A 26655-nucleotide genomic window follows, 5' to 3' on the forward strand; every position below is an offset into this window, starting at 1 on the left:
CGGCACGTTAGTAAACACGTGCATGTGATAGGCCATTCTTTAGGCTCATACTGTGTCTGGCACTCGAATCTCTCGCAGGAGGCAAAGTGCAATGGCTGCAAGGCAATGGGCAAACGCAACGGAACGAAGCGCCGGGCGCTCTCGATCCGGGTGTGCTGCAGCGCTACCGGCGGTTGACGCTATGGGCGGCGGGCATCATCTCGATGGTGCCGATCGTCGTTTGTCTGATGACGCTGGTGCTGTTCGTCGGAGATTTCGTTCATGAGCAGTACTCGGAATTCAGCGGGCAGGCGGCCGGCATGCAACTGGCCTTTGCGCGGCGCGAACTCTGGGTTCGTATCAGTGCGATCTACGAGCAGACCGTGGCGCCCCGGTTGGCACCGAATCGCGTTTTGCTCGATCAATTGATCGGACAAAAAGGTACGCTGACGATCAGGCATCCGGAAAATCCGATTCAGATGGAGGTATGGGCAGCTCCCGACGAACCCGATGGTTACGCCCGCTACGCATGGTATCTGGCATTGGCTGACGACTATGCTTACCGCGGCGGCGCTTATCTGCAGTGGCTAGGGGAGCGTCTTAGTTTCACCTCCTATATGTTCAGTCCCGACCGCAAGTTCATCGTGATCATACGGTCGCCGCGGGAGGCGGCCGAACGACCCGTTACCTCTTATGCGCAAGCCTATGCAAAGCTGCGAGGAGTGATACCTGATGTCTCGCCCGGTGACCCCGCACATACCGAAAATTTGACGGATGGCAACATTCATTGGCTTGCTCCAAACCCGGATCGCTTAACCGGCGATTCGTCCAGCACGGTCGTACAGGCTGCACTGCTCGGCAATCGGCCGTTTCTGATCCTCGGTAGCACACTGCCGCTCAAAGAACTCGAGTCAATCATCGGCGAGGAGCGTTTCGGCGAGGTTGCCGGGCTCGTTTTGCCTGGGTCCACCGTCTTGTTCGGCACGCCGGGGCCGACAGAGGCGACTCGGACTATCCCGCCGGTCATGCGCAAGATCCCGCCGCTCGACTCGCGTGAGAGCAAACCGGATAGCCGTTTTATAAACGGGCACGTTCTGCTCAGGGCGTATCTGGTTGGACCAGGCTGGACATTCATACGCTATTTCTCGTTCGCGACGATGGCCAGCGAGTTGTCATCCGGCGTGTGGCTGAATATTCTTGCCGCTTTTGTCGTCGTAGTGCTTGTCTGGACAATGTGGTTTTGGCTCGAGCGCAAGGTGTTTGCGCCCGGCCGGCGGCAGTCGCACCTGATTTACGAAAGCGAGCAGCTCAACCGCGCGGTAGTCGAGAACTCGCCGGCCGGAATCGCGCTGATCGATCCGGCATCGAGAGAAGTGTTCTTGCAAAACGAGGCAGCGGCGGAATATATGCAGCGAGCCGATGCTGCGCGGCTTCCGTTAATGGAGTTCGCGGTGTCCGGCTACGCGCGCAGCACACAGCGGGAGATCAACGGCAAGCCTCAATCACTGGCGATTTCGATTCCCGAAGAGAGCAGGGCTCTCGACTTGCAGATGACGTTGGTGCCATCCCGCTATCGCGGTTCCGAAGCAATCTTGTGCACGTTCATCGATATTACGGCGCAAAAAGAGGTCGAAAGAGAGCTGAAAAACGCGCGCGATTTAGCCGACGCGGCGAACCGCGCGAAGTCTGCGTTTTTCGCGGCGACCAGCCACGAAATTCGCACGCCTCTTAACGTGATTCTGGGCAACCTGGAGCTACTGAATCGCATGCAGATGTCCGAATTGCAGACGCAGCGTCTGCAAGCGGTCACATCCGCGACGTCCTTGCTACTGGGGATTATCAACGACATTCTCGACTTTACAAAAATGGAGACCAACCGGCTGGTGCTGGAAGCGATTCCGTTCGATCTCGCTGGAATCGCGGAGCAGACATCGGCGGCGTTTACACCGATCGCGCATTCGAAAGGTCTGCGATTTGAAAAGTCGATTGATTCGTCTCTTGCTGGGCGCTACATCGGAGATCCCACCCGAATTCGCCAGATAATGTTCAATCTGATTAGCAATGCGATCAAATTCACCGAGCAGGGAGAAGTCGCTCTGGAGGTCTACCTTACCGGCGACGAGCCGGACTCGCCGGTGGGTATCGCGGTCACGGATACAGGACCGGGAATTTGTCGCGAGCATCAGGCCACGCTGTTCAGGCCGTTTACCCAGACAGATCCGTCAATCTCACGGCGGTACGGTGGTACCGGACTCGGACTGGCGATCTGCGAACGGCTCGTGCAGTTGATGCACGGGACTATTACCCTCGAGAGCGAACCCGGGGTCGGCAGCGCATTTACGATCGAACTCCCGCTGCGCGTGGTTTCGTCCCAGGAAAAGAATGGGCCGGAGGCCCTCTCCGGTACGACGAAGGAGACCTCGTCAACAGACGCTCTCAAGCTTCGCTTCCTTGTCGTGGACGACACTGCGGCGAATCGCGAGCTGGTCAAACTTCAGCTTCTGGAACTCGGTCAGGATGTCGAAACTGCGGAGAATGGCGTCGACGCTCTGCAACGTTTCGCAGTACATCATTTTGACTTGATCCTGACCGATGTCAGCATGCCCGTCATGGATGGCCCAGATATGGCCCGTCATATGCGGGCCCAGGGCGTAAAAGTGCCCATTATCGCGATTACCGCGCATGTCGACCCTGAAGTGCACGAACGGTGCCGCGCCTCCGGAATCGATGTAGTGCTCGTCAGGCCTTTATTGATCGATGAACTTGACCGGACGATTCGCGAATTGATCGGGGCCGGCGCAAACGATGGTCCAGTTTTATCGTCGGGTTTCGATTTCGCGCGCGGCGAATTGCCAGAACCGGTCGTTCGAAAATTGCGCGAAACGTTTGTCCTCCTGGCTGCCGAGATCCGCCGGGGTGCGGTGCAACGGAGGCGTGATGAAATACTGCAGTACTTGCATTCCGTCAAAGGCGGATTTGCAATGATTCACGAGTCCGCATTTGTCGAGCGCTGCAACGAGCTTGAGCACCTGGCGCGCGGGGAAGCGTTCGACACGCTGCTGGAAGCATTGGGTGAATGGGAGCATCTGGGTAGGGAAACGTTGGCGCTGCGATCAGGTGAGGGAGGCGATGACTAACCAGGTCGACTCCCGTAGGGGCGGCTATGTGGACTGGGCCTGGTGGGCACCCGAGGCCAACCCCTGATCTCGTGCGTAATGCAGCAGTTCGGTATCCGACTTGAAACCGAGTTTGGCCATTGCGCTGTGCTTGTGTGTGCTGATGGTCTTCTTGCTACGCTTGAGTCGCTCCGCGATCTGATTGACAGTCAAGCCTGACGCGTACAGCCGCACAACCTCGATTTCGCGCTGGCTCAGCGGCGTGGTCAGTGACTGGCGGTACACCTGTAGCTCCTGCACAACCTGGTTGACGGTCGGAGAAAAATAGCGTCCGCCCGTGTAGGCGGCGTGTATCGCCGGAACCAGGTACGTAAGCGTATCCGATTTACTGACCAGCCGAGAAATACCGAACTCGAGCATGCTCCGAACCGCCGATGGACTATTCAGCATGGTGAGCACCACTAATTTCACGTCGGGATAACGGCGCGAAAGCAAGCTGAACAACGAAAGTCCATCGCCAAATCGCTGGTCCGGCATGACGTAATCCGAGACGACTACGTCGCACGGGCTGCTGTCGAGTAGCGCTACCAGTTCGGTGGAGCTGTGCGCCACACCAACAACGCTGATACCCATGACATTCGAGAGGCTGTATTCGATCCCGGCCAGCATGCCGGGATGGTCGTCTACGAGTACGACGCGAATCATGAACGATTCCATTGGGTCCCCCCGCTGGCTGGCAATGTTGGTACACCTCACTTACGACGTTGCACCATCATAGCCCGGAACGGGAGCGCTGACTAACGTTCAGACGAAAGAGCAGCGTCAACTGGAGGCGTCGGACTTGGGGGAGCTGTCAATCTCAGGTATGGGCGTGACCATCATGCGGGGTTGCCCCGCGACAGGGCACGTCGTCTAGCTGGTAATAAACCGGTATGGCGAGCTTGCGGGCCAGTTCAACGTCACCGTCGGTGCCACCTCGATATGGACCTGCGATCAGGATCAGTTGCGGCTTCACGTTGCGCTTCCTTTCGCGTGCTGCAGGAGCGCGAGATGCTGCAAGAGCATGATCGTCTTTCCGTCGACGATCTCGCCGCGCTCGATCATGCGCAGCGCCTCGCCAAGCGGCAGTTCGACGACTTCAATATCTTCGCCTTCCGCGGCCACGCCGCCGCCTGGGCCCAGGCGCTCGCGCGGGTCGTAGTCGCCGAGATAGAAGTAGAGCTTCTCCGTTACCGAACCGGGGCTCATATACGCCTCGAATACCTTGCGCAGATTACGCACGCGGTAGCCCGTTTCCTCTTCGACCTCCGCACAGATGCGTTCGTCGGGGGCCGCGTCGTCGAGCAGACCGCCGGGCGCTTCGAGCATCATGCCGTCGTGGCCGTTGACGAAGGTCGGCATGCGAAATTGCCGTGTGAGGACGACGTTGCCGCTGGCCGGATCCTGCAGAAGAATCGTGGCGCCGTTGCCGCGATCGTAGGTCTCGCGACTCTGTTGCTGCCACGAGCCGTCGCGTCGCTGGTAGTCGAATGTCACCTTCTTCAGCACGTACCAGTCGTCGGAAAGCACGGTGGTTTCGATGATGCGAATCCGGTCTTTTGTTGCAGTCATTGAATCCTCGTCTTTGGCGACGTCACGCCATCGTCCTTGTATCAACACGCGAATCCATCGAGGTCAGGCAAGCCGGGCGGCCGGTGGTGTGCCCAGCCGCGCATTCGTTTTCTTCACGGCTTTCTTCTGCCCAACCGGAAGCTCCCTTCGACAGATCAAGGCTTTCCATGGTAACGTGCAGTTTCGTGCAATATCAAGAAATTTCGTGCAAACCCATGCTGACGAGTCAACGCAAGAAAGCCATTCTGGAAGCGCTCGGGCGCGAAGGGCAGGTGCTCGCCACCGCATTGAGCGAGCGGTTCGGGGTATCGGAGGACACCGTGCGCCGCGACCTGCGGGAGCTGGCCGCTGAGGGCCGGCTTCAGCGCGTGCATGGCGGTGCATTGCCGGCTTCGCCCGCGGTGGCGCCGTTCGCGCAGCGCCAGGACATGGAAACGGGGGCCAAGCGGCGCATCGCGCGGTGTGCCGCCGCGATGATCGCGCCGGGGCAGGTGGCGATCGTCGATGGGGGGACCACGTCGGCGTTGCTCGTGGCCCAGCTCGCGCCCGATCTCGAGGCCACCATCGTGACGCATAGTCCGAGCGTCGCGGTGGCGCTCGCGGAGCATCCCAGGCTGGAGGTCGTGCTGATAGGCGGCCGGCTCTACAAGCATTCGATCGTTTCGGTCGGCGCCGCCGCCGTCGAGGCGATCTCGCACATTCACGCCGACCTCTACTTCATGGGTGTAACCGGCGTGCATCCGCAGGCGGGATTGAGCACGGGGGACTACGAGGAGGCCTATATCAAACGCGCACTAGCGGATCGCGCGGCCGAGACCGTCGTGCTTGCGTCGGCGGCCAAGCTCAATGCGGCCTCGAAGTACCGGATCGGCGATCTGGCCATGGCGCAGACGATCATTGTCGAAGCCGCGACGCCGGAGAAGCTGATCGCACCGGTCGAGGCGGCCGGCGTGACCGTCGTGCGCGCCTGAGGCGAAGCGCTTCAATCGTAGTGGCGATGCTTGTGGTGCCCCTGGTTGCCACGATATTCGCCGCGATTCCCGCCACGATGATCCCCGCGATAGCCGCGCGAATAGTCGTCGGCATACGAGTTCGAGCGCGACACGTTGCCGCCTAGCGCCGAGCCCGCGCCGCCGCCCACGGCCGCGCCGATCAGGCCGCCGGTGCGGCCGCCCATTGCGTTGCCGGCCGCTACCCCTGCGCCGCCGCCAAGCGCGCCGCCGACGATGGCGCCCGTGCGCTCGCGGCGATTCGAGGTGACGGCACCGCCCGCGCCACCACCCACGGCACCGCCAATCACGGCGCCGGTGCTGCCGCCCACGGCACCGCCGAGCGCCGCGCCCGCTACGCCGCCGAGTGCGCCGCCCAGCGCGTTGTTCATGTCGCTTGCCGTGGCCGGGATGGCGGTTGCCGCGGCGAACGAGGCGATCGCGATCAGTTGGGCGAGCTGCTTCGACATGGAAAAATCCTTTCGTTTTTGAGATGGGGCCGAGTATAGCTTTCCATTCGAAAGGTTTTTGTAACTAAACGACTGGGTGCTCCGTAAGAGGTGTAACAAATTGATGGGTAAATGAAAGCTTGCCTATGGGCGGAGTCTAGCCGCCCAGTGCCACGATGGCCGCGGTGAGCGCACAGCCGAGCGCGACCATGGCCAGTCCTTCGCGCCAGCCGCTTGTCCCGGCGAAGCGGCCCAGCGCGTAACCGCCCGCGAAGAGCATGAGCAGCGTGAGCACCCGCGAAACGACGAGCGCGACCGACAGTTTGTCGAACAGAACGAAGGGCAGCGCCACGGGAAAAGTCGAAAGCACGACGATCGCGAAGATCCCGAGCGCGCCGGCAAAGTCCGCAGCGCTGAGGCGAGAGCGACGCGGCAGTGTTTCCATGGCTGCGATGCGCGCACGGATCATTTCGAGTTCCTGAACGGCGACGAGTCCGCGCAGCGAAGAGGGCAGCGCATCGTGCAGCGTCTGGATGGCTGCGTTGGCATTGGCCTCGCGCTTGATGCGCAATGCCAGCGAGAGGCGCTTGCCGCGGTTGATGATGGTGCGCACGAGGAACATCACGGCGTCGGCCAGCCCCCAGGCGAGATTGCAGCCGAGCGCCGAATAGAGCAGCTTGCGGCCCGTGCCGGGGCCGGCGCTCACCACGGAGACCGCACCGACGAACGTGAGCGCCATGAAGAGGCCAAAGCAGAGTTCGGAAACGCGGTCCACGGTATCGAGCACGGGCTCGCGCTGCTCGGTGTGATCGAGTCCGGATGCAGCCGTTGCGTTCTGCATGAGGCGTCCTTTGTCGGAGTTTTGGCGCGAAGGCAGTCGGCTCTGATTGTAGTGCTGCGAACGCGTTATGTTTCTCGTGGCGCAACCCTGTTTTAGCGCGGCACGGCGCGGCGAATGGCGCAAAGGTGCGCTGCTGCGGCGCATCGCGGACCTCGAACGTGTTTAATATGAGCTTCGTGTCGGTACCATGAGACCGACGACGCGACGCCCCCAGGCGGATGGAGAAGCGAAATGATGCACATGCTGCTCAGCAATATCGAACCCGGCACGACCGGCGACGAGATTCGCGATCTGATCGTGAAATACGGCTTTCCTGAGTTCGACGAGATCGCTTTTCTGGAGGGGGACGGTTCGCAACCCGCCGTTTCGCTGATTTTCAATTCGATCGACGGCGCTGCGCTCTCGAGCCTGCAGTCCCGGCTTCACCATCTCTACTGGAAGAACCGCAGGATCACGGCAGTAGTTGGCCGCGAACGGTTCATCTGAGGCGGATCGTCGTCCTGTTTTTATTCGGACACCTGTTCAATTGACCGACTGCAGGGTTGGCAGACGGTCGGCCTTTCTGAGCGCGGGAAAGAGCCTCATCCACACGGCCGCGACGGCGAGTGTGCCTGCACCGCCGATGGCTACGGCAGCCACCGTCCCGAACAACGCGGCGGCCACACCGGACTCGAACGCGCCCAGTTCGCTCGAAGCGCCGATGAACAGCATGTTGACGGCGGCGACGCGTCCGCGCATGGCTTCGGGCGTCGCGAGCTGCACGAGCGTAGTGCGGATGTTGACGCTAACCATGTCGCTCGCGCCGAGCAGGGCGAGGGCTGCGAGCGAGAGGGCACACGAGGTGGAGAACGCAAAGACGAGCGTAGCGAGGCCGAATGCGGCGACGGCGGCGAACAGTTGCAGGCCTATCGTGCGCCGGGGTGGCCGATGCGACTGAAGGAGCGCCATCAGGCATGCGCCTGCCGCGGGCGCGCTGCGCAACAGGCCCAGTCCAAACGAGTCCGTATGCAGGATGTCGCGTGCATAGACAGGGAGAAGGGCGCTCGCGCCACCCAGCAGCACGGCGAACAGATCGAGCGAAATCGCACCCAGCACCACAGGCTGCGAACGCACGAATCTGAGTCCTTCGCGCACGCGCGCAAGGCGAGTTTTCAGGGTGGCACGCTCGACCGGTGCGACCCGGTGGGCACGTAGCGCGACGGTGGCTGCGATGGAGGCGAGTAGCGCGAGGCCGCACGTGGCGTACGCGAACGGGGCTCCCAATACACAAGCCGCGCCGCCCAGCGCCGGCCCTGCAATCACCGCGATCTGCCAGACCGCCGACGAGCGGGCGATCGCACGCGGCAGCACGGCCGCATTCACAAGACCAGGCAGCAGCGCCTGACCGGCAGGTTCAATGACGGCACGCGCGGCACCGCTTGCAAACAGCAATGCATAGAACAACCCGAGTCCGGGCACAGGCGCACACGCGAGCCAGGCGAACAGGAGCGCGCAAACAGCCTGCAGTGCGAGGCCCGCTATCAGCAGACGCCGTGGCGAGAGGCGGTCGCACCATTCGCCTGCCGGCAGCGTAAGCAGCGCCATCGGCACGAATTGCACGAGCCCGATCATGCCGAGCGCCAACGGTGCGCCGTACAGCCGGTAGATCAACCATCCCGTGACGGTCGCTTGCGCCAGCGCTGCCGCTTCGATCAGAAAGCGGCCGGCCAGATAGAGCGCGAGGCCACGTGTGCCCGCAGCCACCTCCGGCGGTCTATCGGCTTTCATGGATTCCCTTTCGTGAACCTGCATTCCGCGCCGCTTTGCAGGCGATGGAGAATGCGAGCATATTGCTCATATTTCATACTGGGGAACCCGCTTTGGCTACTCGCATTCCGCAGGCGGCCAGCACGATGCGCAAAGCGCCGCGCCAGGCGCGTTCACGCGCGACGACCGACGCGATTCTCGACGCGGCGGCTCACATTCTGGGCGAGCGCGGCTGGGCGGGCCTCACCACCAACGCGGTCGCCGAGGCCGCCGGTGCGAGCATCGGTTCGCTTTACCAGTACTTTCCGAACAAGCTGGCGCTGATCGAGGCGGTCAGACGGCGCCATCTGGAAGAGGTGCTGGCGGTGCTGCATGCCGCTGCCGATCCGGGCACGCCGCGCACGAGGCGTATCGCGGCGCTCGTCGACGGGATGATTGCCGTGCATAGCCGGCATCCGCGCGCGCATCGGGTGCTGCTGGAGGAGAGTCCGCGCGCGGAGGACACGCGCGTCGCCTACGATCGTTTCGAGGCCGAATGCCGCAAGGGTTATGAGGCGGTGTTCGCCATCAATACGCGTGCAGCCGGTCAAGACATGCGGATTGGCGCGCAAGTGCTGGCCGGAGCGCTGGCGGGCGCCGTGCACGAAGCCGCGCGGCAAGGCACGCTGGCCACGCCCGGGCTGCGACGGGCGCTGATCGGGCTGGTGGATGCGTGGCTTTCACGCCGGCGCCCAGTGTGAGGCAACGGGCCGCGCCGGCGCCGGCGACTACGCGCTTACACCCACGGTTGCGCGAGTTGCTCGGTCTCGAACGCGCGCACGACGGCCGGGCGTTCGAGTATGCGCGCGAGATACGCGCCGAGGTGCGGCCAGGTTCGCGCCGGCCGGTGAAAGCCGCGCGTCCAGCGGCACAGCATCAGCGCATACGGGTCGAGTGCCGTGTACGAGTCGCCGAGCAGCCACGGTCCGCCCGATGCCGCCAGTTGCGCTTCGAGTTGATCGAGCAGGGTAGCGATTTTCGCCTCGGCCTGCGCGGCGACCTGGCGCGCGCCTTCGGTATTGCCTGCTTCGACCCAGCGCTCGGGATAGAAATAGGCGATCAGCGCGGTCTGCAGCGTATTCGTGAGCCACATGAGCCACTTGTAGAAGTGGGCGCGCTGCGGCGTGCCCAGCGCGGGGGCCAGTGCGCTGCCGGGGTGCGTATCGGCGAGATGCAGGCAGATGGCGGCGGTTTCATAGAGCACGAAGTCGCCGTCCACCAGCACGGGGATCAGGCCATTCGGATTGAGCTTGAGGTAAGGCTCGGACTTGTGCTCTTTGTGGGCCCGGTCGACGAGACGCAGTTCGAACGGCTGCCCGATTTCTTCGAGCAGGATGTGCGGGGCCATGCTGGCGTTGCTGGGGTAGTAGAACAGCGTCTTCATCGGCTTCTTTTACACGGGTTGGAGAAGGTCGGAACGGCGTTGCGCCGTCACGCATTGGTGCATATCGCTATTATGGCAGGCGTGCCGTGGATACCTTGAACCGCTTGTGCGCGCATGCAAATGGCGCCACCTGCCGACGCGGGGCATAACGCGCCGATAACACAAAACACCCCCGGTTTTTACGACATTTTTGCTTGTGGCCGCCCTGGGGCGAACCCTAGACTTTCGTACATGGGATGGACTGGAGTGACCATGTCGAAACAGCACGTACCGTCGGGGAATGGAGAAAGGATCACCTGCATGCAGCCGGGCATTGGACGCCTCGTGTTGCGGCGTTTCGATCCGCAGCACGATTCCTGGGAGCATCTCACGAAGCTGCTGCACCGCGCCTTCTCAAAGCTTGCGGCACTCGGGCTGCACTGCTCGTGCGTCGATCAGGCGGCGAGCGTCACGCGGCAACGCGCGCTGGCCGGCGACTGCTTCGTGGCCGTGTGCAACGGCCGCATCGTGGGCACCATGACGGTCGAAGCGCGCGACAGCGAATCCCCTTGCGAACACTATCGGCTGCGTCACGTTGCTTCGGTGCACCAGTTCGCTATCGATCCTTCGTGGCAGCATCGCGGTATCGGCCGTGCTCTGCTTTCCTTCGCGGGACACTGGGCTGCCGCGCGCGGTTTCACGCAACTCGCGCTCGATACGCCTTTCCCCGCTGCACACCTGATCGACTACTACCGCGCGCAGGGCTTCAGCCTCGTCGATGTCGTGCGCTTTGCGGGCCGCGGCTACGACAGCGCGATTCTCTGCAAGCCCGCCACCGCCGTGCAGCCGTTCCCGGCCTGGAAGCAGCCCATCGTGCTGCCGCGCGGCGCTTATGCGCATCTGCCGGCATGAGCGACGACATACGCAGGCCCGCACCGCCGGGACCGGACGAGGAGGAAGCGCGCATTCGCGCCGCCATGCGCGGGCGGGCGTTCCTCAAGATCGTGCTGGTGACGATCGTATTCAGCCAGGTACTGTCCATGCTTTTTGGCCTGGCGGCGCAGGCCCTCGACCCCGATGTCACGGCCATGCCCTCGCTCGTGTTCAGTTGCGTGACCTGTGCGCTCGTGAGCTTCTGGGTGCAGGCCGACGCGCGCAGAGCGTGGCAGCATGCCCGCGAGCGCGGCTATATCCGCAAGGGCACGCACGGCCCGCTACCGGGCATCGAGATCGCGCGTGAATGCCCGCGGCGCTGGCTCGTCGTTCTGCATGCCGAACTGAATCCGGGTCTCAAGGCGTGACCTTCGCCTCCGGCAGCGCTTCGGGCATCCCGTGCGTTTACGGAATTTTTGCGGCTCTCTCCAGGTTCTTTGCAGCATTTTGCGCGGCCGCCCGGTATCGTGGCATCAGGCACTCAGGACGCGAGTGCATCACAAAGCAGCGGGCCACGGCCCAGCGAGGTTCCAGGTGTTAAAACTGCTGATTCCCATACTCGACCGCAACGGGGCATTGGAAGCCGCGCGCCACGGCGCGTTTCTTTTCGCGGAACGTTGCGTCTCCGAAGTCGAGATCGTGGAAGTGCTCGGCGAGGTGGGACATGACCGGAGCACCGCCTTCCGCACACTGGCCGAACTGCGGATTTCCGAAAAGCACGCCATGCGCGATGCCCTATTGCGCACGCGCGCGATTCTCGACGATGCGGGCGTGCCCTACACCTGGAAGCGCGTGTTCGGCCAGCCCGCGCGCATCATCGCGGCCTGCGCGGAGCGCAGCCACGCCGACATCGTCGTGATCGACGCCAGCCGCCTGGGTTTCTTTCGCAAGTGGGGCGTGCTTGCCCGGCTGCGCCGCCTGACTCACACGCCCGTCACGCTGTTGCAGTAAAACCGGTTCTGCCGGTCGGGCGATGCGCCACGCATCGCCCGACCGGCCGCATTACGCATTACGTCCACTCACATCAGATTCGTCACGCCTATCGTGCGTTGCGGGGCCGGTGCCGCGCTCGCATAACGCACGAACTCCGCCGCCGGCATCGCTCTCGCGTAGCGCCAGCCCTGACCGAACTGAACGCCGTGATTGCGCAACCATTCGGCCTGGGCGTCGGTTTCCACGCCTTCCGCGACCATCGTGAGTCCCAGGCTCTGCGCCATGGCGATGATGTGCGGCACGATCACGTTGACTTCCGCGCCCGTGGTGAGCGCGTGGATGAATGCCTTGTCGATCTTGATGCCGTCCACCGGCAATTCCTGCAGATAGGCCAGATTCGAATAGCCGGTGCCGAAATCGTCGATCAGGATGCGATGGCCTTGCGCACGATAGCGGTCGAGAACGCGCGCAAAACGGCGCGCGTCGATGAAGGCGCGCTCGATCGCCTCGAACCAGATCTGCTTGCCCTGCACCTGGTGCTTGTCGAGACACGCCTGCAAGGTTTCCATCATGCGCGAGGTCTCGAGATCGTCGGGCGTGAGGTTGATCGAGACATGCAGGTCGCGGCGCGCGGCGAGCAGTTCGCCCACGCCTTCGAAAACCGACCGGATCACGAGGTCGGTGATCGGCTGGATCAGGCCGATCTGCTCGGCCATGGGGATGAACGAGTCCGGCGCGATGATGCTGCCGTCGTCGAGCTGCCAGCGCACCAGCGCCTCGGCGCCGATGCAGCGGCCGCTTTCCATCTCCACGATAGGCTGGAACCAGGCGACGAACTGACGCCGCCGGATGCCTTCCAGCAGGGCGCTGCGCGGCGTGCGCTGGCGCCGCCGCCAGGCGACGACGAGCCACGCGATGAGTGTGCTCGCGATCAGCGCCGGCAGGATGAGCGTTTTCATCTGCCGCAGCCAGTCGGGACGGACGCGGCCCTCGGGTTCGTAAGCGACGATGGCGATGGGGTAGCGGTTCGAGCGCTCCACCACGTAATAGCGGCCATTCACGTAGGTCGAGGTGAGGTGGTTGCGTACCGCCATGCGGATGATTTCCGGCTCGGCGCGCGCCCAGCGCGCGAGGACGAGTGTGTTGTGCGTTTCCAGCAGGCCGATTTCGATCGTGTCGAGCGGCACGATGTCGAGATAAAAGCGCGGATCGACCACGACGATAGCGTTGCCGTAGCGGATGTTGAACATTTGCTGCTCGCTGCCGGGCTTGCCGGTCTGGGTGCGCCAGGCCGTATAGCCATCCGGCAATGTCAGTTCGGGCGGCGGCAGCGGGCCCGTGCCGGCGTCGGCCAGCGTGGAGCAGGCGGTGCCCCGGCCGTCGTTCCAGGCGGCCCCGCGCACGTAGCGGTGGCCGGCCTCGACCTGGCGCAACAGGCGCAGGTGTTCGGGCGTGCAGGGCGGCCCGTTGTACTGCGAGAGCTCGCGCAAGGCGGCTTGAGCATCCTCGGTCACGAGTTCGGCGCGCAGCAGCGCGCGCCGCGAGTATTCGTCCACCTGGCCGCGCTGGTGGCGCTCGGTCACCGCGTCGAACGCATAGGTGACGATCGCCAGCGTCGCCAGAATGGCGATCGCGACGAGGAAGAACGTTGCCAACGCTGTCAGTCTGCGGACCATGTCGGGCGGGCGGCTCTCTTGGCTTCGACGAACGGGACGGGCTGGGGACAACGTAACCGGCGCCCTGCACTAATGCTGTTGGTGGATTGAAAGGCTGTGCGCAGGTTCGGGTTTTTCGTCCGATGTTAGCTGCTTTCGTGCAGGACGGGATGGGGCGCGTGCAACGTGGGCGCCTGGGTCCGGCTCCAGGCCCCACCCAGGCTCCACCAAGGCTCCACTCAGGCCTCGCGGGAGGCCGCTCCGGTGTTCAGCGCTCCGCCTGGCTTCGCATCTGCGGACACCACGCGGTTGCGGCCGTTTTCCTTGGCGACATACAGGCGCCGGTCGGCCACGGCAATCAGGGCTTCGTAGCCGGCCGGGCAGTCTTCGGGGCTCGCCGCCACGCCGATCGAGATCGAAAACGGGATCGTCTCGGGCCGGGTCGCGTCGGGCTCGCGTGCGCTTTGGGCCACATGGGCAACGACGGCCGTGCGCAGGCGCTCCGCCACGGCCGTTGCGGTCGCGCGGTCCGTGTCGGGCAAAAGTGCCGCGAACTCTTCGCCGCCGAGGCGTGCAGGCACATCGACGCTGCGCAGGTTCTCGCGCATGAGGTCGGCCAGTATCCCGAGCACCCGGTCCCCGGCAGCGTGCCCCCAGCGGTCGTTCACGCGCTTGAAGAAGTCGATGTCGATCATCAGCAGTGCGATGGATTCCGTGTTGCCGGGCGCTCGGGCGGCACGATCGAGGGCCTGCGCGAAGGCTTCGTTGAAGTGGCGACGGTTCGCGAGGCCCGTGAGCGGGTCGCTGCGGGCGAGCGCTTCGAGCCGCTCGCTCGCGTCCAGGTAGCGTCCGAAAATGTGGGTCACGATGCGCAACGTGCCGAAGAGCAGCACGGGCAGTGCGAGCCACGCGACGATCAGCGGACTGCTGAACACATGCCATGCGGCGGCGAGCGTGAGTTCCGTGTCGTCGGTGGCGCTCAGCAACACCCATTGCGAGCCGCCGATGCGCTGGTAGAGCAGGTAACGGCCCTTGCGTTCGAAGAGGCCCTCGCCCCGCACCAGCCACTGGCCGGCGGACGCTCGTGCGGTCTGCATCAGATCTTCGGTGAACGCTGCGGGCCGCATTTTCGTCATGCTGCCGTCGTGGAAATAGACCGTGTGGCCGTTGCTGTTGAGGAGTGCGAAGTCGGCGCCGGCATCGTCTTCGGTGAGGAGGCCGGAGGAGAGCTGGAGCGAAAGCAGCCGCGAGGGCGTGACGTCCATCACCACCACGCCGCGAAAGCGGCCGCCGGCGTAGACCGGCGCGCTCAGCGTCGCAATGGCCTCGCCTTGCTGGAACTCGGTGTAGACCGGCGTCCAGATGGGGCGATGCTCCGGATTGCGGTCGGGCAGCTGGTCGCGGTAATACGGCATCTGGGCGAAGCGGCGCAGCATCGCTTCGACGTTGCTCGCTGCGCGCTCGGGATAGATGACATAAAGCCCGTTCGAAGAGATAAACGCGACCGTCTTTTGCGCGACGTCCGCGTCCTGGCTGATCGCGAGGAGCGGCCCGATCTGCCGTGCGAGCGCGAGGTCGGCGGGCAGCGTGTCGTCGTCGCGGCGAAAACCGGTCAGTCCCGTGAGGCCGGCGGCGTTCGTGCCGTACACGGGCGGGCCGTCCATGGCGCCGCTTGCCTGCCAGACGGGCTGGGACGTATCGACGCCCGTGGCGGGCCGGGGCGCCACCGGGCGCGCCTTGCCGGTATGCGGCGGATACGGCTCTGGCGTATCGGTGGACGCGAGCACATGCTGCGCATATTCGCGCATGAACATCAGGCGGCGCTGCTCGGAGGAGATGAGGGCGTTCACGCCCACGGCCCGCACCTCCAGATCGCGCTGGCGGCTTTCCAGGTCGTGGCGGGTGATGAGGTAGAGCTGGCGGATGCCCACGATCAGCACGAGCGCCATGGCGCAGCCGAAGCAGAGCGTGACGATGAGGCGCGGCCATCGCATCACGATGGCGGAGAGCGCGCTGTGCCGCGTATGGCCCGTCGTTCGATCCATGGTCTCCCCGAACAGCCGTTGCGGCGCGCGAGGTGCGGCGGCGCACGCCCGAAGGCCGGTGCCGCCGCTCGCGACGTGCGAGGCGGCACCGGTCCTGAAGATGCGCAAAGGATAGCATTGCAGGCGGCGCGCGGGCGGCGAAGGCGAGAACCTGTGCCGGCACGCGTCGGGATGCGTTACCCGCGCCAGGCCGAATGGCGGATCACGCTGCAGAAGTTGCCGGCGTGGAAGTGCGGATCCTTGTCGGCGAGAACGTCGGCCTTTACGTTGCCGAAGGTGGTGGCGGGCTTGTGATGAATGCCGTCGTAGAAGGCCTGGATGATGTCTTCTTTGAAGTGCTCCGTGCGCGGATGCGCGTGCACCACGGCCTCGCGTTCGGCGTCGCTGTACTGGTGATAGGTGAGGCCGAGCACGTCCATTTCGACGCCCGCCGTCACGAGCGCGATCACCGGATGCATATGCTCAGGAATGCCAGGCGTAGTGTGGAGGGCGATCGCGGCCCACACGAGGTCGATGTCCTGCTGCGAGATGCCGCGGCTCTTCAGGAAGTCGCGCGCCGCGTTGGCGCCGTCCACCTCGAAGCGCTCTTTCTCGCTGCTGTGGTCGTGCATCAGGCCTATGTCGTGGAACATGGCGCCCGCGTAGAGCAGTTCGCGGTCGAACTTCAGGTTGCGATGCTTGCCCGCGAGCGCGCCGAAGTAATAAACGCGGCTCGAATGATGGAACAACAGCGGCGTTTCGGTATCGCGCACGAATTCGGTGATTTCGCGCGTGAGCTGGCTGTCGGGAATGGCGACGTCGTTCAGATTGAAGCTCATGGCTGGCTCGCAGGGGAAAGAGAAGATGACTTCATTGTGGTTTGTGCGAGAATTGTCCTCAATTGGCGTAGGGCGCCAAATCCTGCCATTTCGCGCGCGATCCGGACACGCGGGGGAGTCGAGGGAAACATGGCCAGAATCGTTGCAATCCTCGCGTTGCCGGGCGTCCAGCTGCTGGACGTGAGTGGGCCGCTCGACGTGTTCGCGCAGGCGAATGCGCAAGCGGGCCGGACCGTCTACGACTTGCGCGTGGTGGCGTGCCGTGCCGGGCCCATCCGCAGTTCGTCGGGCGTGCGCCTGTTGCCCGACGCGGTGGCCGGCCAGATCGACGCCACGAACGCGGCACATGCAGGCTTGGAACGTATCGATACGCTGCTCGTAGCCGGTGCGCCCGATGCCGCCACGGCCCAGCTTCCCGCGCGCGTGCGGGAGTGGCTGCGCACGACGGCCTCGCGCAGCCGGCGCTTCGGCTCGGTCTGTACAGGGGCGTTCGCGCTTGCGGCGAGCGGCCTGCTGAACAAGCGCCGCGTCACGACGCACTGGGCTGCCGTGGAGCGGTTGGGCGAGGCGTGTCCCAGCGTAGTCATCGAGCCGGATTCGCTCTATGTGCGCGACGGCAAATTGCGCACGGCGGCAGGCGTGACGGCGGGCCTCGATCTGGCGCTCGCGCTGGTGGAGGAAGACCTCGGGCGCGAAATAGCGATGGGGGTGGCAAGCCAGCTCGTGATGTTCTTCAAGCGGCCCGGCGGCCAGTTGCAGTTCAGTCGCAGCGGTGCGGCGCAACCGGCCGGGCGATCGGCGCTGCAAGAGGTGCAACGCTGGGTGGCGGCGCATCCCGAAGAGCCCCATCGCGTGCCCGATCTCGCCGCGCGAGTGGGCTTGAGTCCGCGCCATTTCGCGCGGCTTTTCCAGGCCGAGGTGGGCGTGACGCCGGCAGCCTGGGTCGAGACCATGCGCGTGAACGCGGCGCGCGAGATCATCGAAACGTCGGGGGAGGCGCCCAAACGGGTGGCGGCACGCTGCGGATTCGCCAACGCGGATACGCTGCGGCGCGCATTCATCAAGCATGTCGGCGTGACGCCCGCCGAGTACCGGCGCCGTTTTGCGGACTCGTCGAACGAGAGAGAAAGCCGCGCGAGCAACCGCTAATGGCCGTTGGCGTCGAAAAGCGATTCGCCATGCATCGTTTGCGGCGCCAGTTCACCTCGCAGACACAATCCCGGCGATAATCTGAGGAATGGGCTCGCCCGCCACGAGCGGTTGATGCTGAATGCATGGCTGATCCGCACGGCAGGTCCGCAACGGAGCATCGTTCGTCCGGCTCCACGGGGAAAGCCGGCAACGGTGTCGCGCCGGCCGTTCGAATGCATCGACACGTCGAACGGCATGGCCTGGGCGCTTTGGCACTCCGGTGCCGCATGCATCGCGTTTGTTCAGTCTGCAAAAACAACAATCCACGCGACAAATTTATGTATTCCATCTTGCCCGCGTTCGTTTCCGCGCAGTTCCTCGGATTCGGCGTGTACGTGCTGCTCACCGAAGGCGTGACGCGCCTTTCGGTGCCCTTTGCGCTGATGTGCGCAACGACGTTCATCTGGCAGGGGACGTGGGCATTCCTGTTCCAGACTTCGGACCCCGAACTCTCGGGCATGCTCGTCAAGCTGGGCTATCTGTTCATCCTGTTTCTGCCCACTACCTACTACCACTTCGTGGCCGAGGTCACGGCGAGACGAGGCGAGAAACCGCTGCTGCTGGCGTCGTATGGCCTGAGCACGGTGCTGGCGGTGCTGCTCGTCTTCAGCAACTGGGTGGTGGACGGCTATGGCACGTTCTTCTTCGGCAAGTATCCGCGCGCAGGCCTGCTGCATCCGCTGCACGTCGCGCAAACGGTATTGCTCGCACTGCGCAGCGGCTGGCTGCTGATCTCGGCGCATCGGCAAACGCACGCGCGCGATCGCCGCAAGCTGCTCGATCTCTGTCTCGTGAGCCTTTGCCTCTACGGCATTGCCGCGAGCGACTACGCCGTGAACTACGGCGTGGGTTTCTATCCTGTGGGCGCGGTCTTCATCGCCGTGAGCCTGGGCATACTCGCCGTGACGATCGTGCGCTACGGCCTCATGCGGCCGTATCTGCTTGCCGCCACGGTTGCGCATGAAGTCGCCACGCCGCTCGCGGCCATCGGCATGCATGCCGAGGAGATCGGCAGCGTGCTGCCCGAACTGATGCGCGGCTATCAGCTGGCCGTGCAGCATCAGCTTTGCGTCGATGGCCTGTACCCGGGGCAGTCGGAGCGGCTCTCGTCGCTCGCCACCTCGATCCGCCGCCAGGTGGACAGCACGAGCACGGTGGTGGAGATGTCGCTGGCCTCGTTCACGCTCGACCGGCTCGACCGGCGCAGCTTCGAAATCTGTCCCATGCGTTCATGCATCAATGCCGCGCTCGAACGTTTTCCGTTTCGCCCGGGCGAGCGCGAGATGGTGAGCGTCGAGCCGGTCGATATCTCGCTGCGCTTCTCGGGTTCGGATTCGCTCGTGGTATTCGTGCTGTTCAACCTGCTCAAGAACGCGCTTTTCGCCATTCATACCGACGGCAGCAAGGGCCGGGTGGAAATCGGCGCGCATCGCGACAACGGCTTTTGCGTGCTGACCTTTCGCGACACGGGACCGGGCATTCCCGCGGACGTCATGCCGCGCATCTTCGATCCGTTCTTCTCGACCAAGACGCATGGCCGCGGGGTCGGCATGGGCCTCGCATTCTGCCGGCGCGTGGCGGAGGCGCTGGGCGGCACCATTGCCTGCGAATCGTTGCCGGGCGTGCAGACCACCTTCACGATGCGCCTGCCGGAGCCGGGGTCCCCGGCAGACCGCGCGCTGCACGACATGCCGGGGCGGCCCCGCCGCTGGGCGGCGGGGCAGGACTACGCGGGTTGAGGTTTCGCCAGTGCCTCGCGCATGCAGCGCGAGGCGCGCGGCTTAGTTCGCGCCCGCGGGCAGGATCAGCTCATACTCCTTGACCTTCTCGATGATGCCCGGCGGGAAACGGCGAATGCGCTTGTCGGTGCCCGCAAAGAGAATCTGCTGATAGCCGAGCGATACCGGTCGACCATCCACGCAAAAGCGGAACACCAGATAAGCCGAGCACTGCCGCACCTGGAAGGTGTTCAGGTAGCAATCGACGCGCTGGAACGGGAACGTCTCCTGCACGTATTCCTGGTGAGCGCGCTTGGTCACGAAAATGCCACCCGCTGCAAGCAGGTTGTTGTGAATGCATTCGTGGAACCAGCGTTCGCGGCAAATGCCCTGCCATTCGAAGTACCGCGCGAAATAAGTGTTCATGAAGGCATTGGAGTCCTTGAGATAAATGTCGATCACATGATGAAACGTCTTGCTGGGCGTTGCGTCCATGATCTGATCCGAGAGGTGTGCCGTGCCACGGGTCAGAACGGTCGGAATGGCTTCGCGTGCGTACATTCTTTAACTCCTGAGTGTGACTGCATGCGGCAGTCGCGCATGTCATGTTTGAAAATGACATGCGCTCATTCTGGCGTTCTTCGCGCGTTGCAAAAACCGCGTCAGCCACACAGGCTTTGTGGCGCCGGTGCGCACGGCCCGCGCCGGCGCCGCGAAGGCGGCGGATTCGACGCCACATTCGAGGTTCGCCGGTTGCTCTGCAACGGGATATCGCCGCATAATCAGGACGCTTTCCGCTGCGCCTGCGCGCCTCGAACGCCGCGGCCCGGCCTGCATTCACCGAGGCAATCATGAGTTCGATAGTCAGACAGCCGGTGCTTTACCCCGTGTCCGTAGTGTTCGTCGACGATAGCGCCGACTTTCTGCACGCATTGCGCGGCTTCTTTCCCGATGCACCGCTGCACCGGTTCTACACCGACCCGCACGAAGCACTCGCCTTCGTCTCCTCGCATGCAGGACGGCATGCCGCGAAGAGCCCGGTATCGGGCCATGCATGGTCGGAGTTCGAGAAGAAGGGCGGCAATGCGCTGGGCGACGACGTGATGGCCGACCCCGCGCGCTTCACGGATATCGCCGCGCTCGTGGTGGATTGCGAAATGCCGGGCATGGACGGCATCCAGTTTCTCGCTTCGGTGTCGGAGCTCGGCTGCTCGAAGATCCTGCTCACGGGCACGGCCGACGAATCGCATGCCGTGGAAGCCTTCAATGCCGGCCTGATCGACTACTACCTGAAGAAGACCGACCCCGCCATGGCGCGCAAGCTCGCGCGCGTGCTGGCCGAGGCGAAGCAGAAGTACTGCGCGGGGCATGGCCATATCGGCGTGCATGGCGTCGGCTCGATCTACGCCAACCAGCACGCGCGCGATGTGCTCGAAGAGGTCGCGGCGCGCGAGCGCATTGTGGAGTACTACTGGCGGCCCGAGCAGAACGCGGTGCTCACGTTCGACGCGCACGGCCGGCGCGGCGTCTTTATCGCATGGGACAGCCACGACTGGGACGCGCAGTGCGACGTGCTGGACGACGAAGGCGGCCCGGCCGAACTGCTCGATGCGATGAGGGCGCGCAGTGTGATGCCGGTGTTCTGGCCATATGAAGCGTATCGTCCGGATCTGGCCGAGGTGCGCATGGCGACGCCGGCACCGGTGCCGGGCCTCGAGGATACGCACTGGAGCTGGACCCGGCTCGACGGCGGGGAGCCCGAGCCGGGGGTGCTGACGTTTGCCGCGTGGCGCGGCAGGCATTAGCAGGCCTCTAAAGGTCCAACGCCCCCGAGCGTCTGTGGGTTCAAACGCGTTAGAACGTCTCCCAGTCGCGGCTTTCGTCGGCGCTCGCCGTCGCGGCTGTTGCCGTCTCGCGTGCCGGCGTGGCCACAGCGGCACCGGCGCGTTGCTTGAACACCGGCTCGCGCGGCGCAGCAGGGCGAACGGGCTTCGCCTGCCGGGCGACCGGGGCCGCGGCGAACGCGGTCGATCCGGCCGATGCGCCCGCATGGCCGCTCGCGCCAATCCGGAACACCGAGACCACTTCACGCAGGCTCTGCGACTGCGTAGCCATGGCCTGGGCCGCCGCCGACGCCTCTTCCACGAGCGCGGCATTCTGCTGGGTCATCTCGTCCATCTGCGAGACGGCCTTGTTGACCTGCTCGATGCCCGAATGCTGCTCTTCGGAGGCAGCCGAGATTTCGCCCATCAGGTCGGCCACGCGTTTTGCGGACTGCACGACCTCGTCGATCGTCGTGCCCGCTTCGTCGACGAGTTTCGAGCCTTCCACCACCTGCGAGACCGATTGTCCGATCAGTTCCTTGATCTCCTTCGCGGCGCTCGCGCTGCGTTGCGCAAGGCTGCGCACTTCGGCGGCGACGACGGCGAAGCCGCGCCCCTGGTCGCCCGCGCGCGCCGCTTCCACGGCGGCGTTGAGCGCCAGAATATTGGTCTGGAACGCAATGCCGTCGATCACGCCGATGATCTGCTCGACCCGCTCGGAGGTGCTGGAGATCTCGTGCATGGTCGCCACCACGCGGCGCACGACTTCGCCGCCGCGCGCCGCGACTTCGGCGGCGTTCGAGGCGAGCGTGTTGCCCTGGCGCGCGTTGTCGGTGTTGTGCTTGACCGTGGCCGTGAGCTCTTCCATGCTCGCAGCCGTTTGTTCGAGCGAGGCCGCCTGCTCTTCGGTGCGCGAGGAAAGGTCGAGATTGCCCGTTGCGATCTCGTGGGCGCCTGTGGTGATCGACTCGGCCGAGGTCTGGATGCGGTGCACCGTTTCCACCAGTTGGCGCTGCATCTGGCTCATTGCATGCAGGAGGCTATGGTCGTCGCCGCTTGCGACCTGCACTTGCGCGTTCAGGTCGCCCGAGGCGATGCGCGAGCAGATTGCGGCCGCATAGTCGGGCTCGCCGCCCAGACTCGTGCGGATGCTGCGGATCAGCCAGAGCATGCCGAGCGTGATTGCCACGCCGATCAGCGCAACCAGCACGAGGTTGCGCACGAGCGCGGCGTAGAAAGCGTCGTCGATGTCGTCCACGTAGACGCCGGTGAAGACGTGCCAGTCCCACGCAGGGACGAAGTCGGAATAAGTGATCTTGCCCACCGGCGAGCTGTGGCCGGGCTTGGGCCACACATACTGGCTGTAGTGGTTGCCGCCCGGCGACGAGCTCTTGACGATCTCCACGGCCACGTGGGTGCCCTGCGGATCGACCGTGTCGGCCTGGCTCTTGCCTTCCATGTCGGGCTTCGGCGGCACCAGCAGGGCGAGCGTCTGCGAGTCGTAGATGCCGAAGTAGCCGCTCTGGTCGTCACCGTAGCGCATGCTGCGCAAAGCGGCGATGGCCTGGCGTTTCGCGTCGTCGGCCGGCAACTGGCCCGACGCCGCCGCTTTCTGATAGTACCCAACGAGGCCCATGGCGGTCTCGGTCTGCTGCGCGAGCATCTCCTTGCGGTCGCTCAGCATGCTCTCGCGCGTCATGACGGCATTGGCGACAACCATCACGACGAGCGAAATCCACAGCAGGGCGACGATGCTCCATGCCTTTCCATTCAACGATATACGCTTCACTTTTCTGAATTCCCGGTCTCTTTCGCTACCTCAAAGGCAGATCCCGCAGCAGGGGAGCTGCCTTCCCAACCTATTTATCGGATGGTTGCCGGGCAATCTGAAGTGTTTCGCGCAAACGATTGGCGAAACCCGGGGGCGAAACCCGGGCAAAAACTGGCGCAGCGGGGGCGCCAGCCGCCGGCATCTTGCGTCGGTGCGAGGTCAGTGCCGTGTCAATGCGACTCGCGCGGCACGGGCGCGCCGCTCGCCCCCACGAGGAAATCGAGGTCGGCGCCTTCGTCCGCCTGCAGGACGTGTTGCACGTAGAGCCGGTAGTAGCCGCGCCCGGGCAGATCGGGGGCTTTCCAGCCGGCCTTGCGGCGTGCGAGTTCCTCGTCGGAGATGTCGAGATGCAGGCGCCGCGCGTCCACGTCGAGTTCGATCATGTCGCCCGTCTGTACGAGCGCGAGCGGGCCGCCCGCCGCCGCCTCGGGCGAGACGTGCAGCACCACCGCGCCATAGGCCGTGCCGCTCATGCGCCCATCGGAAATGCGCACCATGTCGGTGATGCCTTTTTGCAGGACCTTCTTCGGCAGCGGCATGTTGCCGACCTCGGCGAAGCCGGGATAGCCCTTGGGGCCCGCGCCCTTCAGCACCATGATGCAATTTTCGTCGATGTCGAGCGATGCATCGTCGATCTTCTCGTGCAGTTCCTCCACGTTCTCGAACACCACCGCGCGCCCGCGATGTTTGAGCAGCGCAGGCGTGGCCGCCGACGGCTTGATGACGGCTCCGTTCGGCGCGAGATTGCCCTTGAGCACGGCGATGCCGGCCTTCGGCTTGAAGGGCTGCGCGAACGAGGTGATGACCTCGCTGTTGTAGTTCGGCGCATCCTGCACGTTGTCCCAGATCGTCTTGCCGTTGACGGTGAGCGCGTTGCGATGGAGCAGCCCTTGTTCGCCCAGTTGCCGCAGCACCGCGGGCAGGCCGCCCGCGTAGTAGAAGTCCTCCATGAGGTACTGTCCGGAGGGCTGGAGGTTCACGAGGCAGGGCACGTTCGAGCCCAGCTCCCAGTCGTCGAGCGCGAGCGGCACGCCGATGCGGCGCGCGAGCGCGATCAGGTGGACGACGGCATTGGTCGAGCCGCCGATCGCGGCGTTGGTGCGAATGGCGTTCTCGAAGGCTTCGCGCGTGAGGATCTTCGTCATGGTGAGGTCGTCGCGCACCATCTCGACGATGCGCCGCCCCGCGAGATGCGCGAGCACCTGGCGGCGCGCATCGACGGCCGGAATGGCCGCGTTGTGCGGCAGGCCCATGCCGAGCGCCTCGACCATCGAGGCCATGGTGGAGGCCGTGCCCATCGTCATGCAGTGGCCGCGCGAGCGGTTCATGCACGACTCCGCCTCCACGAATTCGGCTTGGCTCATGGTTCCGGCGCGCACTTCCTCGGACATTTGCCAGACACCCGTGCCCGAGCCGATGTCGCGGCCGCGAAAGCGGCCGTTGAGCATCGGACCGCCGGAGACGGCAAGGGCCGGCAGGTTGCACGAGGCCGCGCCCATCAGGAGCGCGGGCGTGGTCTTGTCGCAGCCCACCAGCAGGATGACGCCGTCGATGGGGTTGCCGCGGATCGATTCCTCCACGTCCATCGAAGCGAGGTTGCGAAACAACATGGCCGTGGGGCGCAGGTTGGTTTCGCCGAGCGACATCACCGGAAATTCGAGCGGCAGGCCGCCCGCTTCGCGCACGCCGCGTTTCACATAGTCGGCCAGCTCGCGGAAATGGGCGTTGCAGGGCGTGAGTTCGGACCAGGTATTGCAGATGCCGATCACGGGCCGGCCGTCGAACTGGTCGTGCGGAATGCCCTGATTTTTCATCCACGAGCGATGGATGAAGCCGTCCTTGTCGTCGCGGCCGAACCAGCTTTGCGAGCGTAGCTTGCGCATGTCGTCGTCTCCTCTCTTTGGGCTGTCCGCTCCATTATCGGCCGCTTCGTTGGCGAGCGTGTTCTGTCCCTTACCGCGGGCACCCACCCCATCGGACATCACGGACGAGTCTAACGAAAAATCCGTTGGATTCATCGAATTTCAACGACCCTTTCGATCATATGGCCGTCATGCGGCGTCCCTAAGCTGACGAACACTTCCTGGTCTCCTTTGGGCCGGGCCGGCTGTCATCAAGGACCCCATCGTGACTTCTCATGCGACACAGACGGACGCGCTCGCGCGGCTCGACAACATGCCGTGGACGCGCTTTCATACGCTGATGACCGTGGCACTCGGCGTGGGCTGGGCGCTGGACTCGTTCGAGACCAACATCATCGGCAGCGTGTTCGGCGCGCTCAAGGCGCAATGGCATTTGTCGGCCTCGCAAGGATCGCTTGCCGTGAGCATCTGGGTGTTCGGTATGCTCGTGGGCGCGATCGCGTTCGGCTATCTTTCCGATCGCTTCGGCCGCAAGCGCCTTTTTCTCGCCACGCTGCTCTGGTATGCGGCATTCAGTGTCGCGACGGTGTTCGCCTGGAACTACGAATCGTTTCTGTTCTTCCGCGCGATGACCGCGCTGGCGGTGGGCGGCGAGTATTCTGCCGTTACCGCAACGATGGGCGAATTCATTCCGAAGAAACACCGCGGCCGAACCGATTCGCTGATCCTCTCGGGTTTTCCTGTGGGCGCGCTGCTCTCCGCCGCCGTTTCATGGGTTGTCCTCAACAATCTTCCCGGCGATGTGTCGTGGCGCGTGGGCTTTGGCTTCGGCACGACCATGGCGTTGCTCTTCTTCTGGATTCGCCGCGTGATTCCGGAGTCGCCGCGCTGGCTGCTGCAACAGGGCCGCGTGGCGGATGCCGAAGCCGTGGTCGAGCGCATCGCCGCCGCGGCCTCGCATGCCGGCGCCTCCGCCGAGATGCGCGCCGCCGTCGCGAAGCGCTACCCGCCGGTGGCGTTTGTGCCGCAGCATCCCACCTTCTGGCGCAACGTGGGCACGCTCTTCGGCAAGTACCGCATGCGCTGTGCGCTCGCGAGCGCGCTGAACTTCTCGCAGGCGGCCATCGTCTATGGCGTGCTTTCGCTGATGGCGCTCGTGATCCTGCCGTACATGAAGGTGAGCGCCGCCGATATGCCCATCTACTACCTCTACGGCAACGCCGCAGCGCTTGCGGGCGGGCTGACGGCTGCACTGCTCGTCGAGGCATGGGGGCGTCGCGCTTCGCTGTTCGTGAGTTATACGTTCACGACGCTCGCGGTCTGCGTGATCTACGCGATGCATACGCTTGCCGGCATGGTGATTGGCTACTGCCTGATCCAGTACGGCGTGACGTGGGCGTATATTTCGGGCTACGTAGTTTCGTCGGAGGTGCTGCCCACGCGCATTCGCGCCACGGGGCTGGGCGTTTCGGTGGCGATCGGGCGCGTGGGGGCGATGGTCGCGCCGCTCATGCTCACGAGCGTGTTCGCTTCGTCGGGCACGCCTTCTTCGGCGCTCGTCGTGCTGCTCGTGCTGGCGCTGCCGGGTCCGCTGGCGGCCGCACTCTGGTGGTGGCAGGGGCGCGAGACGCGCAACATTTCGCTGGAGGACGGCAGCACGCAAGGAGTGGCCGACACGTGGCCCGAGACGGCCGCCGTGGCGCGCTGAGTCTG

Annotated in this window: 24 protein-coding genes; 11 read left to right on the top strand and 13 right to left on the bottom strand. The window is 64.4% G+C overall.

Annotated features, from left to right (window positions below):
• Window positions 1-86: 86 nt before the first annotated feature.
• Window positions 87-3116, top strand: coding sequence for an ATP-binding protein (locus U5760_RS21420; RefSeq protein ID WP_322014297.1), 3030 nt, complete (start codon window positions 87-89; stop codon window positions 3114-3116).
• A gap of 24 nt (window positions 3117-3140) precedes the next feature.
• Here U5760_RS21420 and U5760_RS21425 read toward each other — a convergent pair whose 3' ends face one another.
• From U5760_RS21425 to U5760_RS21435, 3 genes are all read right to left on the bottom strand, one after another.
• Entirely contained in the window at window positions 3141-3812 is a 672-nt protein-coding gene (locus tag U5760_RS21425) for a response regulator (protein WP_415914145.1), read from the bottom strand.
• A gap of 142 nt (window positions 3813-3954) precedes the next feature.
• Window positions 3955-4110 (bottom strand): hypothetical protein, encoded by a 156-nt coding sequence (locus U5760_RS21430; protein ID WP_322014299.1) that lies wholly within the window; start codon window positions 4108-4110, stop codon window positions 3955-3957.
• Complete coding sequence (locus tag U5760_RS21435; RefSeq protein WP_322014300.1) at window positions 4107-4706, bottom strand: NUDIX domain-containing protein; 600 nt, start codon at window positions 4704-4706, stop codon at window positions 4107-4109. The genes U5760_RS21430 and U5760_RS21435 overlap by 4 nt, the downstream gene beginning before the upstream one ends.
• A 215-nt stretch (window positions 4707-4921) precedes the next feature.
• Between U5760_RS21435 and U5760_RS21440 the strand changes: the two genes are divergently transcribed.
• Window positions 4922-5677 carry a DeoR/GlpR family DNA-binding transcription regulator gene (locus tag U5760_RS21440; RefSeq protein ID WP_322014301.1) on the top strand — a complete coding sequence of 252 codons (756 nt, stop codon included), beginning with the start codon at window positions 4922-4924 and terminating at the stop codon, window positions 5675-5677.
• 11 nt (window positions 5678-5688) lie between these two features.
• Here the strand turns inward: U5760_RS21440 and U5760_RS21445 are convergent, their stop codons facing one another.
• Window positions 5689-6165 carry a hypothetical protein gene (locus U5760_RS21445; RefSeq protein WP_322014302.1) on the bottom strand — a complete coding sequence of 159 codons (477 nt, stop codon included), beginning with the start codon at window positions 6163-6165 and terminating at the stop codon, window positions 5689-5691.
• Window positions 6166-6301: 136 nt separating this feature from the next.
• The gene (locus U5760_RS21450) at window positions 6302-6985 is read right to left on the bottom strand and encodes a VIT1/CCC1 transporter family protein (protein WP_322014303.1); all 684 of its coding nucleotides are present in this window, start codon (window positions 6983-6985) and stop codon (window positions 6302-6304) included.
• A 231-nt stretch (window positions 6986-7216) separates the two neighbouring features.
• Between U5760_RS21450 and U5760_RS21455 the strand changes: the two genes are divergently transcribed.
• Window positions 7217-7471, top strand: coding sequence for an RNA-binding protein (locus U5760_RS21455; RefSeq protein ID WP_322014304.1), 255 nt, complete (start codon window positions 7217-7219; stop codon window positions 7469-7471).
• A gap of 36 nt (window positions 7472-7507) precedes the next feature.
• On the opposite strand, the gene U5760_RS21460 is transcribed toward U5760_RS21455, so the two are convergent.
• On the bottom strand, window positions 7508-8752 hold the full coding sequence (locus U5760_RS21460; protein WP_322014305.1) for an MFS transporter: 1245 nt from the start codon (window positions 8750-8752) through the stop codon (window positions 7508-7510).
• 92 nt (window positions 8753-8844) lie between these two features.
• Between U5760_RS21460 and U5760_RS21465 the strand changes: the two genes are divergently transcribed.
• Complete coding sequence (locus U5760_RS21465; RefSeq protein WP_322014306.1) at window positions 8845-9471, top strand: TetR/AcrR family transcriptional regulator; 627 nt, start codon at window positions 8845-8847, stop codon at window positions 9469-9471.
• Window positions 9472-9506: 35 nt separating this feature from the next.
• Here U5760_RS21465 and U5760_RS21470 read toward each other — a convergent pair whose 3' ends face one another.
• The gene (locus U5760_RS21470) at window positions 9507-10154 is read right to left on the bottom strand and encodes a glutathione S-transferase family protein (protein WP_322014307.1); all 648 of its coding nucleotides are present in this window, start codon (window positions 10152-10154) and stop codon (window positions 9507-9509) included.
• A gap of 252 nt (window positions 10155-10406) precedes the next feature.
• Between U5760_RS21470 and U5760_RS21475 the strand changes: the two genes are divergently transcribed.
• The 3 genes from U5760_RS21475 (at window position 10407) to U5760_RS21485 (ending at window position 12017) form a co-directional block, all read left to right on the top strand.
• Complete coding sequence (locus U5760_RS21475; protein ID WP_415914146.1) at window positions 10407-11045, top strand: GNAT family N-acetyltransferase; 639 nt, start codon at window positions 10407-10409, stop codon at window positions 11043-11045.
• Entirely contained in the window at window positions 11042-11434 is a 393-nt protein-coding gene (locus tag U5760_RS21480; RefSeq protein WP_322014309.1) for a hypothetical protein, read from the top strand. Before U5760_RS21475 ends, U5760_RS21480 begins: the two co-directional genes overlap by 4 nt.
• 166 nt (window positions 11435-11600) lie before the next feature.
• Entirely contained in the window at window positions 11601-12017 is a 417-nt protein-coding gene (locus U5760_RS21485; protein WP_322014310.1) for a universal stress protein, read from the top strand.
• Window positions 12018-12085: 68 nt separating this feature from the next.
• Here the strand turns inward: U5760_RS21485 and U5760_RS21490 are convergent, their stop codons facing one another.
• From U5760_RS21490 to U5760_RS21500, 3 genes are all read right to left on the bottom strand, one after another.
• Window positions 12086-13654, bottom strand: a complete 1569-nt coding sequence (locus U5760_RS21490) for an EAL domain-containing protein (RefSeq protein WP_322014311.1) — start codon at window positions 13652-13654, stop codon at window positions 12086-12088.
• A gap of 239 nt (window positions 13655-13893) precedes the next feature.
• Window positions 13894-15699: a diguanylate cyclase gene (locus U5760_RS21495; RefSeq protein WP_322014312.1), complete on the bottom strand. Its 1806-nt coding sequence runs from the start codon at window positions 15697-15699 to the stop codon at window positions 13894-13896.
• A gap of 176 nt (window positions 15700-15875) precedes the next feature.
• Window positions 15876-16517 carry an HD domain-containing protein gene (locus U5760_RS21500; RefSeq protein WP_322014313.1) on the bottom strand — a complete coding sequence of 214 codons (642 nt, stop codon included), beginning with the start codon at window positions 16515-16517 and terminating at the stop codon, window positions 15876-15878.
• Between the two features lie 129 nt (window positions 16518-16646).
• On the opposite strand from U5760_RS21500, the gene U5760_RS21505 reads away from it, so the two are divergent.
• Together U5760_RS21505 and U5760_RS21510 are read left to right on the top strand one after the other, a co-directional pair.
• On the top strand, window positions 16647-17666 hold the full coding sequence (locus tag U5760_RS21505) for a GlxA family transcriptional regulator (protein WP_322014314.1): 1020 nt from the start codon (window positions 16647-16649) through the stop codon (window positions 17664-17666).
• Window positions 17667-17986: 320 nt separating this feature from the next.
• The gene (locus U5760_RS21510; RefSeq protein WP_322014315.1) at window positions 17987-19447 is read left to right on the top strand and encodes an ATP-binding protein; all 1461 of its coding nucleotides are present in this window, start codon (window positions 17987-17989) and stop codon (window positions 19445-19447) included.
• Between the two features lie 42 nt (window positions 19448-19489).
• On the opposite strand, the gene U5760_RS21515 is transcribed toward U5760_RS21510, so the two are convergent.
• Window positions 19490-19987: an acyl-CoA thioesterase gene (locus U5760_RS21515; RefSeq protein ID WP_322014316.1), complete on the bottom strand. Its 498-nt coding sequence runs from the start codon at window positions 19985-19987 to the stop codon at window positions 19490-19492.
• Between the two features lie 290 nt (window positions 19988-20277).
• On the opposite strand from U5760_RS21515, the gene U5760_RS21520 reads away from it, so the two are divergent.
• The gene (locus U5760_RS21520) at window positions 20278-21231 is read left to right on the top strand and encodes a response regulator (RefSeq protein ID WP_322014317.1); all 954 of its coding nucleotides are present in this window, start codon (window positions 20278-20280) and stop codon (window positions 21229-21231) included.
• A 49-nt stretch (window positions 21232-21280) separates the two neighbouring features.
• On the opposite strand, the gene U5760_RS21525 is transcribed toward U5760_RS21520, so the two are convergent.
• A complete protein-coding gene (locus U5760_RS21525) occupies window positions 21281-23038 on the bottom strand; it encodes a methyl-accepting chemotaxis protein (RefSeq protein WP_415914147.1) in 1758 nt (585 codons plus the stop codon).
• Between the two features lie 212 nt (window positions 23039-23250).
• Window positions 23251-24963, bottom strand: coding sequence for an IlvD/Edd family dehydratase (locus U5760_RS21530; protein ID WP_322014319.1), 1713 nt, complete (start codon window positions 24961-24963; stop codon window positions 23251-23253).
• Between the two features lie 292 nt (window positions 24964-25255).
• Here U5760_RS21530 and U5760_RS21535 point away from each other — a divergent pair, with 292 nt between their 5' ends.
• Window positions 25256-26650, top strand: coding sequence for an MFS transporter (locus tag U5760_RS21535; RefSeq protein ID WP_322014371.1), 1395 nt, complete (start codon window positions 25256-25258; stop codon window positions 26648-26650).
• Window positions 26651-26655: the final 5 nt, after the last annotated feature.

This window comes from Paraburkholderia sp. J12, from assembly GCF_905220215.1.
GTDB lineage: Bacteria > Pseudomonadota > Gammaproteobacteria > Burkholderiales > Burkholderiaceae > Paraburkholderia.

Coding starts and splice junctions, on each gene's coding strand:
- U5760_RS21530 (WP_322014319.1), bottom strand. CDS start 24,963: ATGCGCAAGCTACGCTCGCAAAGCTGGTTCGGCCGCGACGACAAGGAC.
- U5760_RS21480 (WP_322014309.1), top strand. CDS start 11,042: ATGAGCGACGACATACGCAGGCCCGCACCGCCGGGACCGGACGAGGAG.
- U5760_RS21535 (WP_322014371.1), top strand. CDS start 25,256: ATGCCGTGGACGCGCTTTCATACGCTGATGACCGTGGCACTCGGCGTG.
- U5760_RS21495 (WP_322014312.1), bottom strand. CDS start 15,699: ATGGATCGAACGACGGGCCATACGCGGCACAGCGCGCTCTCCGCCATC.
- U5760_RS21450 (WP_322014303.1), bottom strand. CDS start 6,985: ATGCAGAACGCAACGGCTGCATCCGGACTCGATCACACCGAGCAGCGC.
- U5760_RS21455 (WP_322014304.1), top strand. CDS start 7,217: ATGATGCACATGCTGCTCAGCAATATCGAACCCGGCACGACCGGCGAC.
- U5760_RS21510 (WP_322014315.1), top strand. CDS start 17,987: ATGTATTCCATCTTGCCCGCGTTCGTTTCCGCGCAGTTCCTCGGATTC.
- U5760_RS21425 (WP_415914145.1), bottom strand. CDS start 3,812: ATGGAATCGTTCATGATTCGCGTCGTACTCGTAGACGACCATCCCGGC.
- U5760_RS21475 (WP_415914146.1), top strand. CDS start 10,407: ATGTCGAAACAGCACGTACCGTCGGGGAATGGAGAAAGGATCACCTGC.
- U5760_RS21460 (WP_322014305.1), bottom strand. CDS start 8,752: ATGAAAGCCGATAGACCGCCGGAGGTGGCTGCGGGCACACGTGGCCTC.
- U5760_RS21500 (WP_322014313.1), bottom strand. CDS start 16,517: ATGAGCTTCAATCTGAACGACGTCGCCATTCCCGACAGCCAGCTCACG.
- U5760_RS21505 (WP_322014314.1), top strand. CDS start 16,647: ATGGCCAGAATCGTTGCAATCCTCGCGTTGCCGGGCGTCCAGCTGCTG.
- U5760_RS21445 (WP_322014302.1), bottom strand. CDS start 6,165: ATGTCGAAGCAGCTCGCCCAACTGATCGCGATCGCCTCGTTCGCCGCG.
- U5760_RS21470 (WP_322014307.1), bottom strand. CDS start 10,154: ATGAAGACGCTGTTCTACTACCCCAGCAACGCCAGCATGGCCCCGCAC.
- U5760_RS21515 (WP_322014316.1), bottom strand. CDS start 19,987: ATGTACGCACGCGAAGCCATTCCGACCGTTCTGACCCGTGGCACGGCA.
- U5760_RS21435 (WP_322014300.1), bottom strand. CDS start 4,706: ATGACTGCAACAAAAGACCGGATTCGCATCATCGAAACCACCGTGCTT.
- U5760_RS21440 (WP_322014301.1), top strand. CDS start 4,922: ATGCTGACGAGTCAACGCAAGAAAGCCATTCTGGAAGCGCTCGGGCGC.
- U5760_RS21520 (WP_322014317.1), top strand. CDS start 20,278: ATGAGTTCGATAGTCAGACAGCCGGTGCTTTACCCCGTGTCCGTAGTG.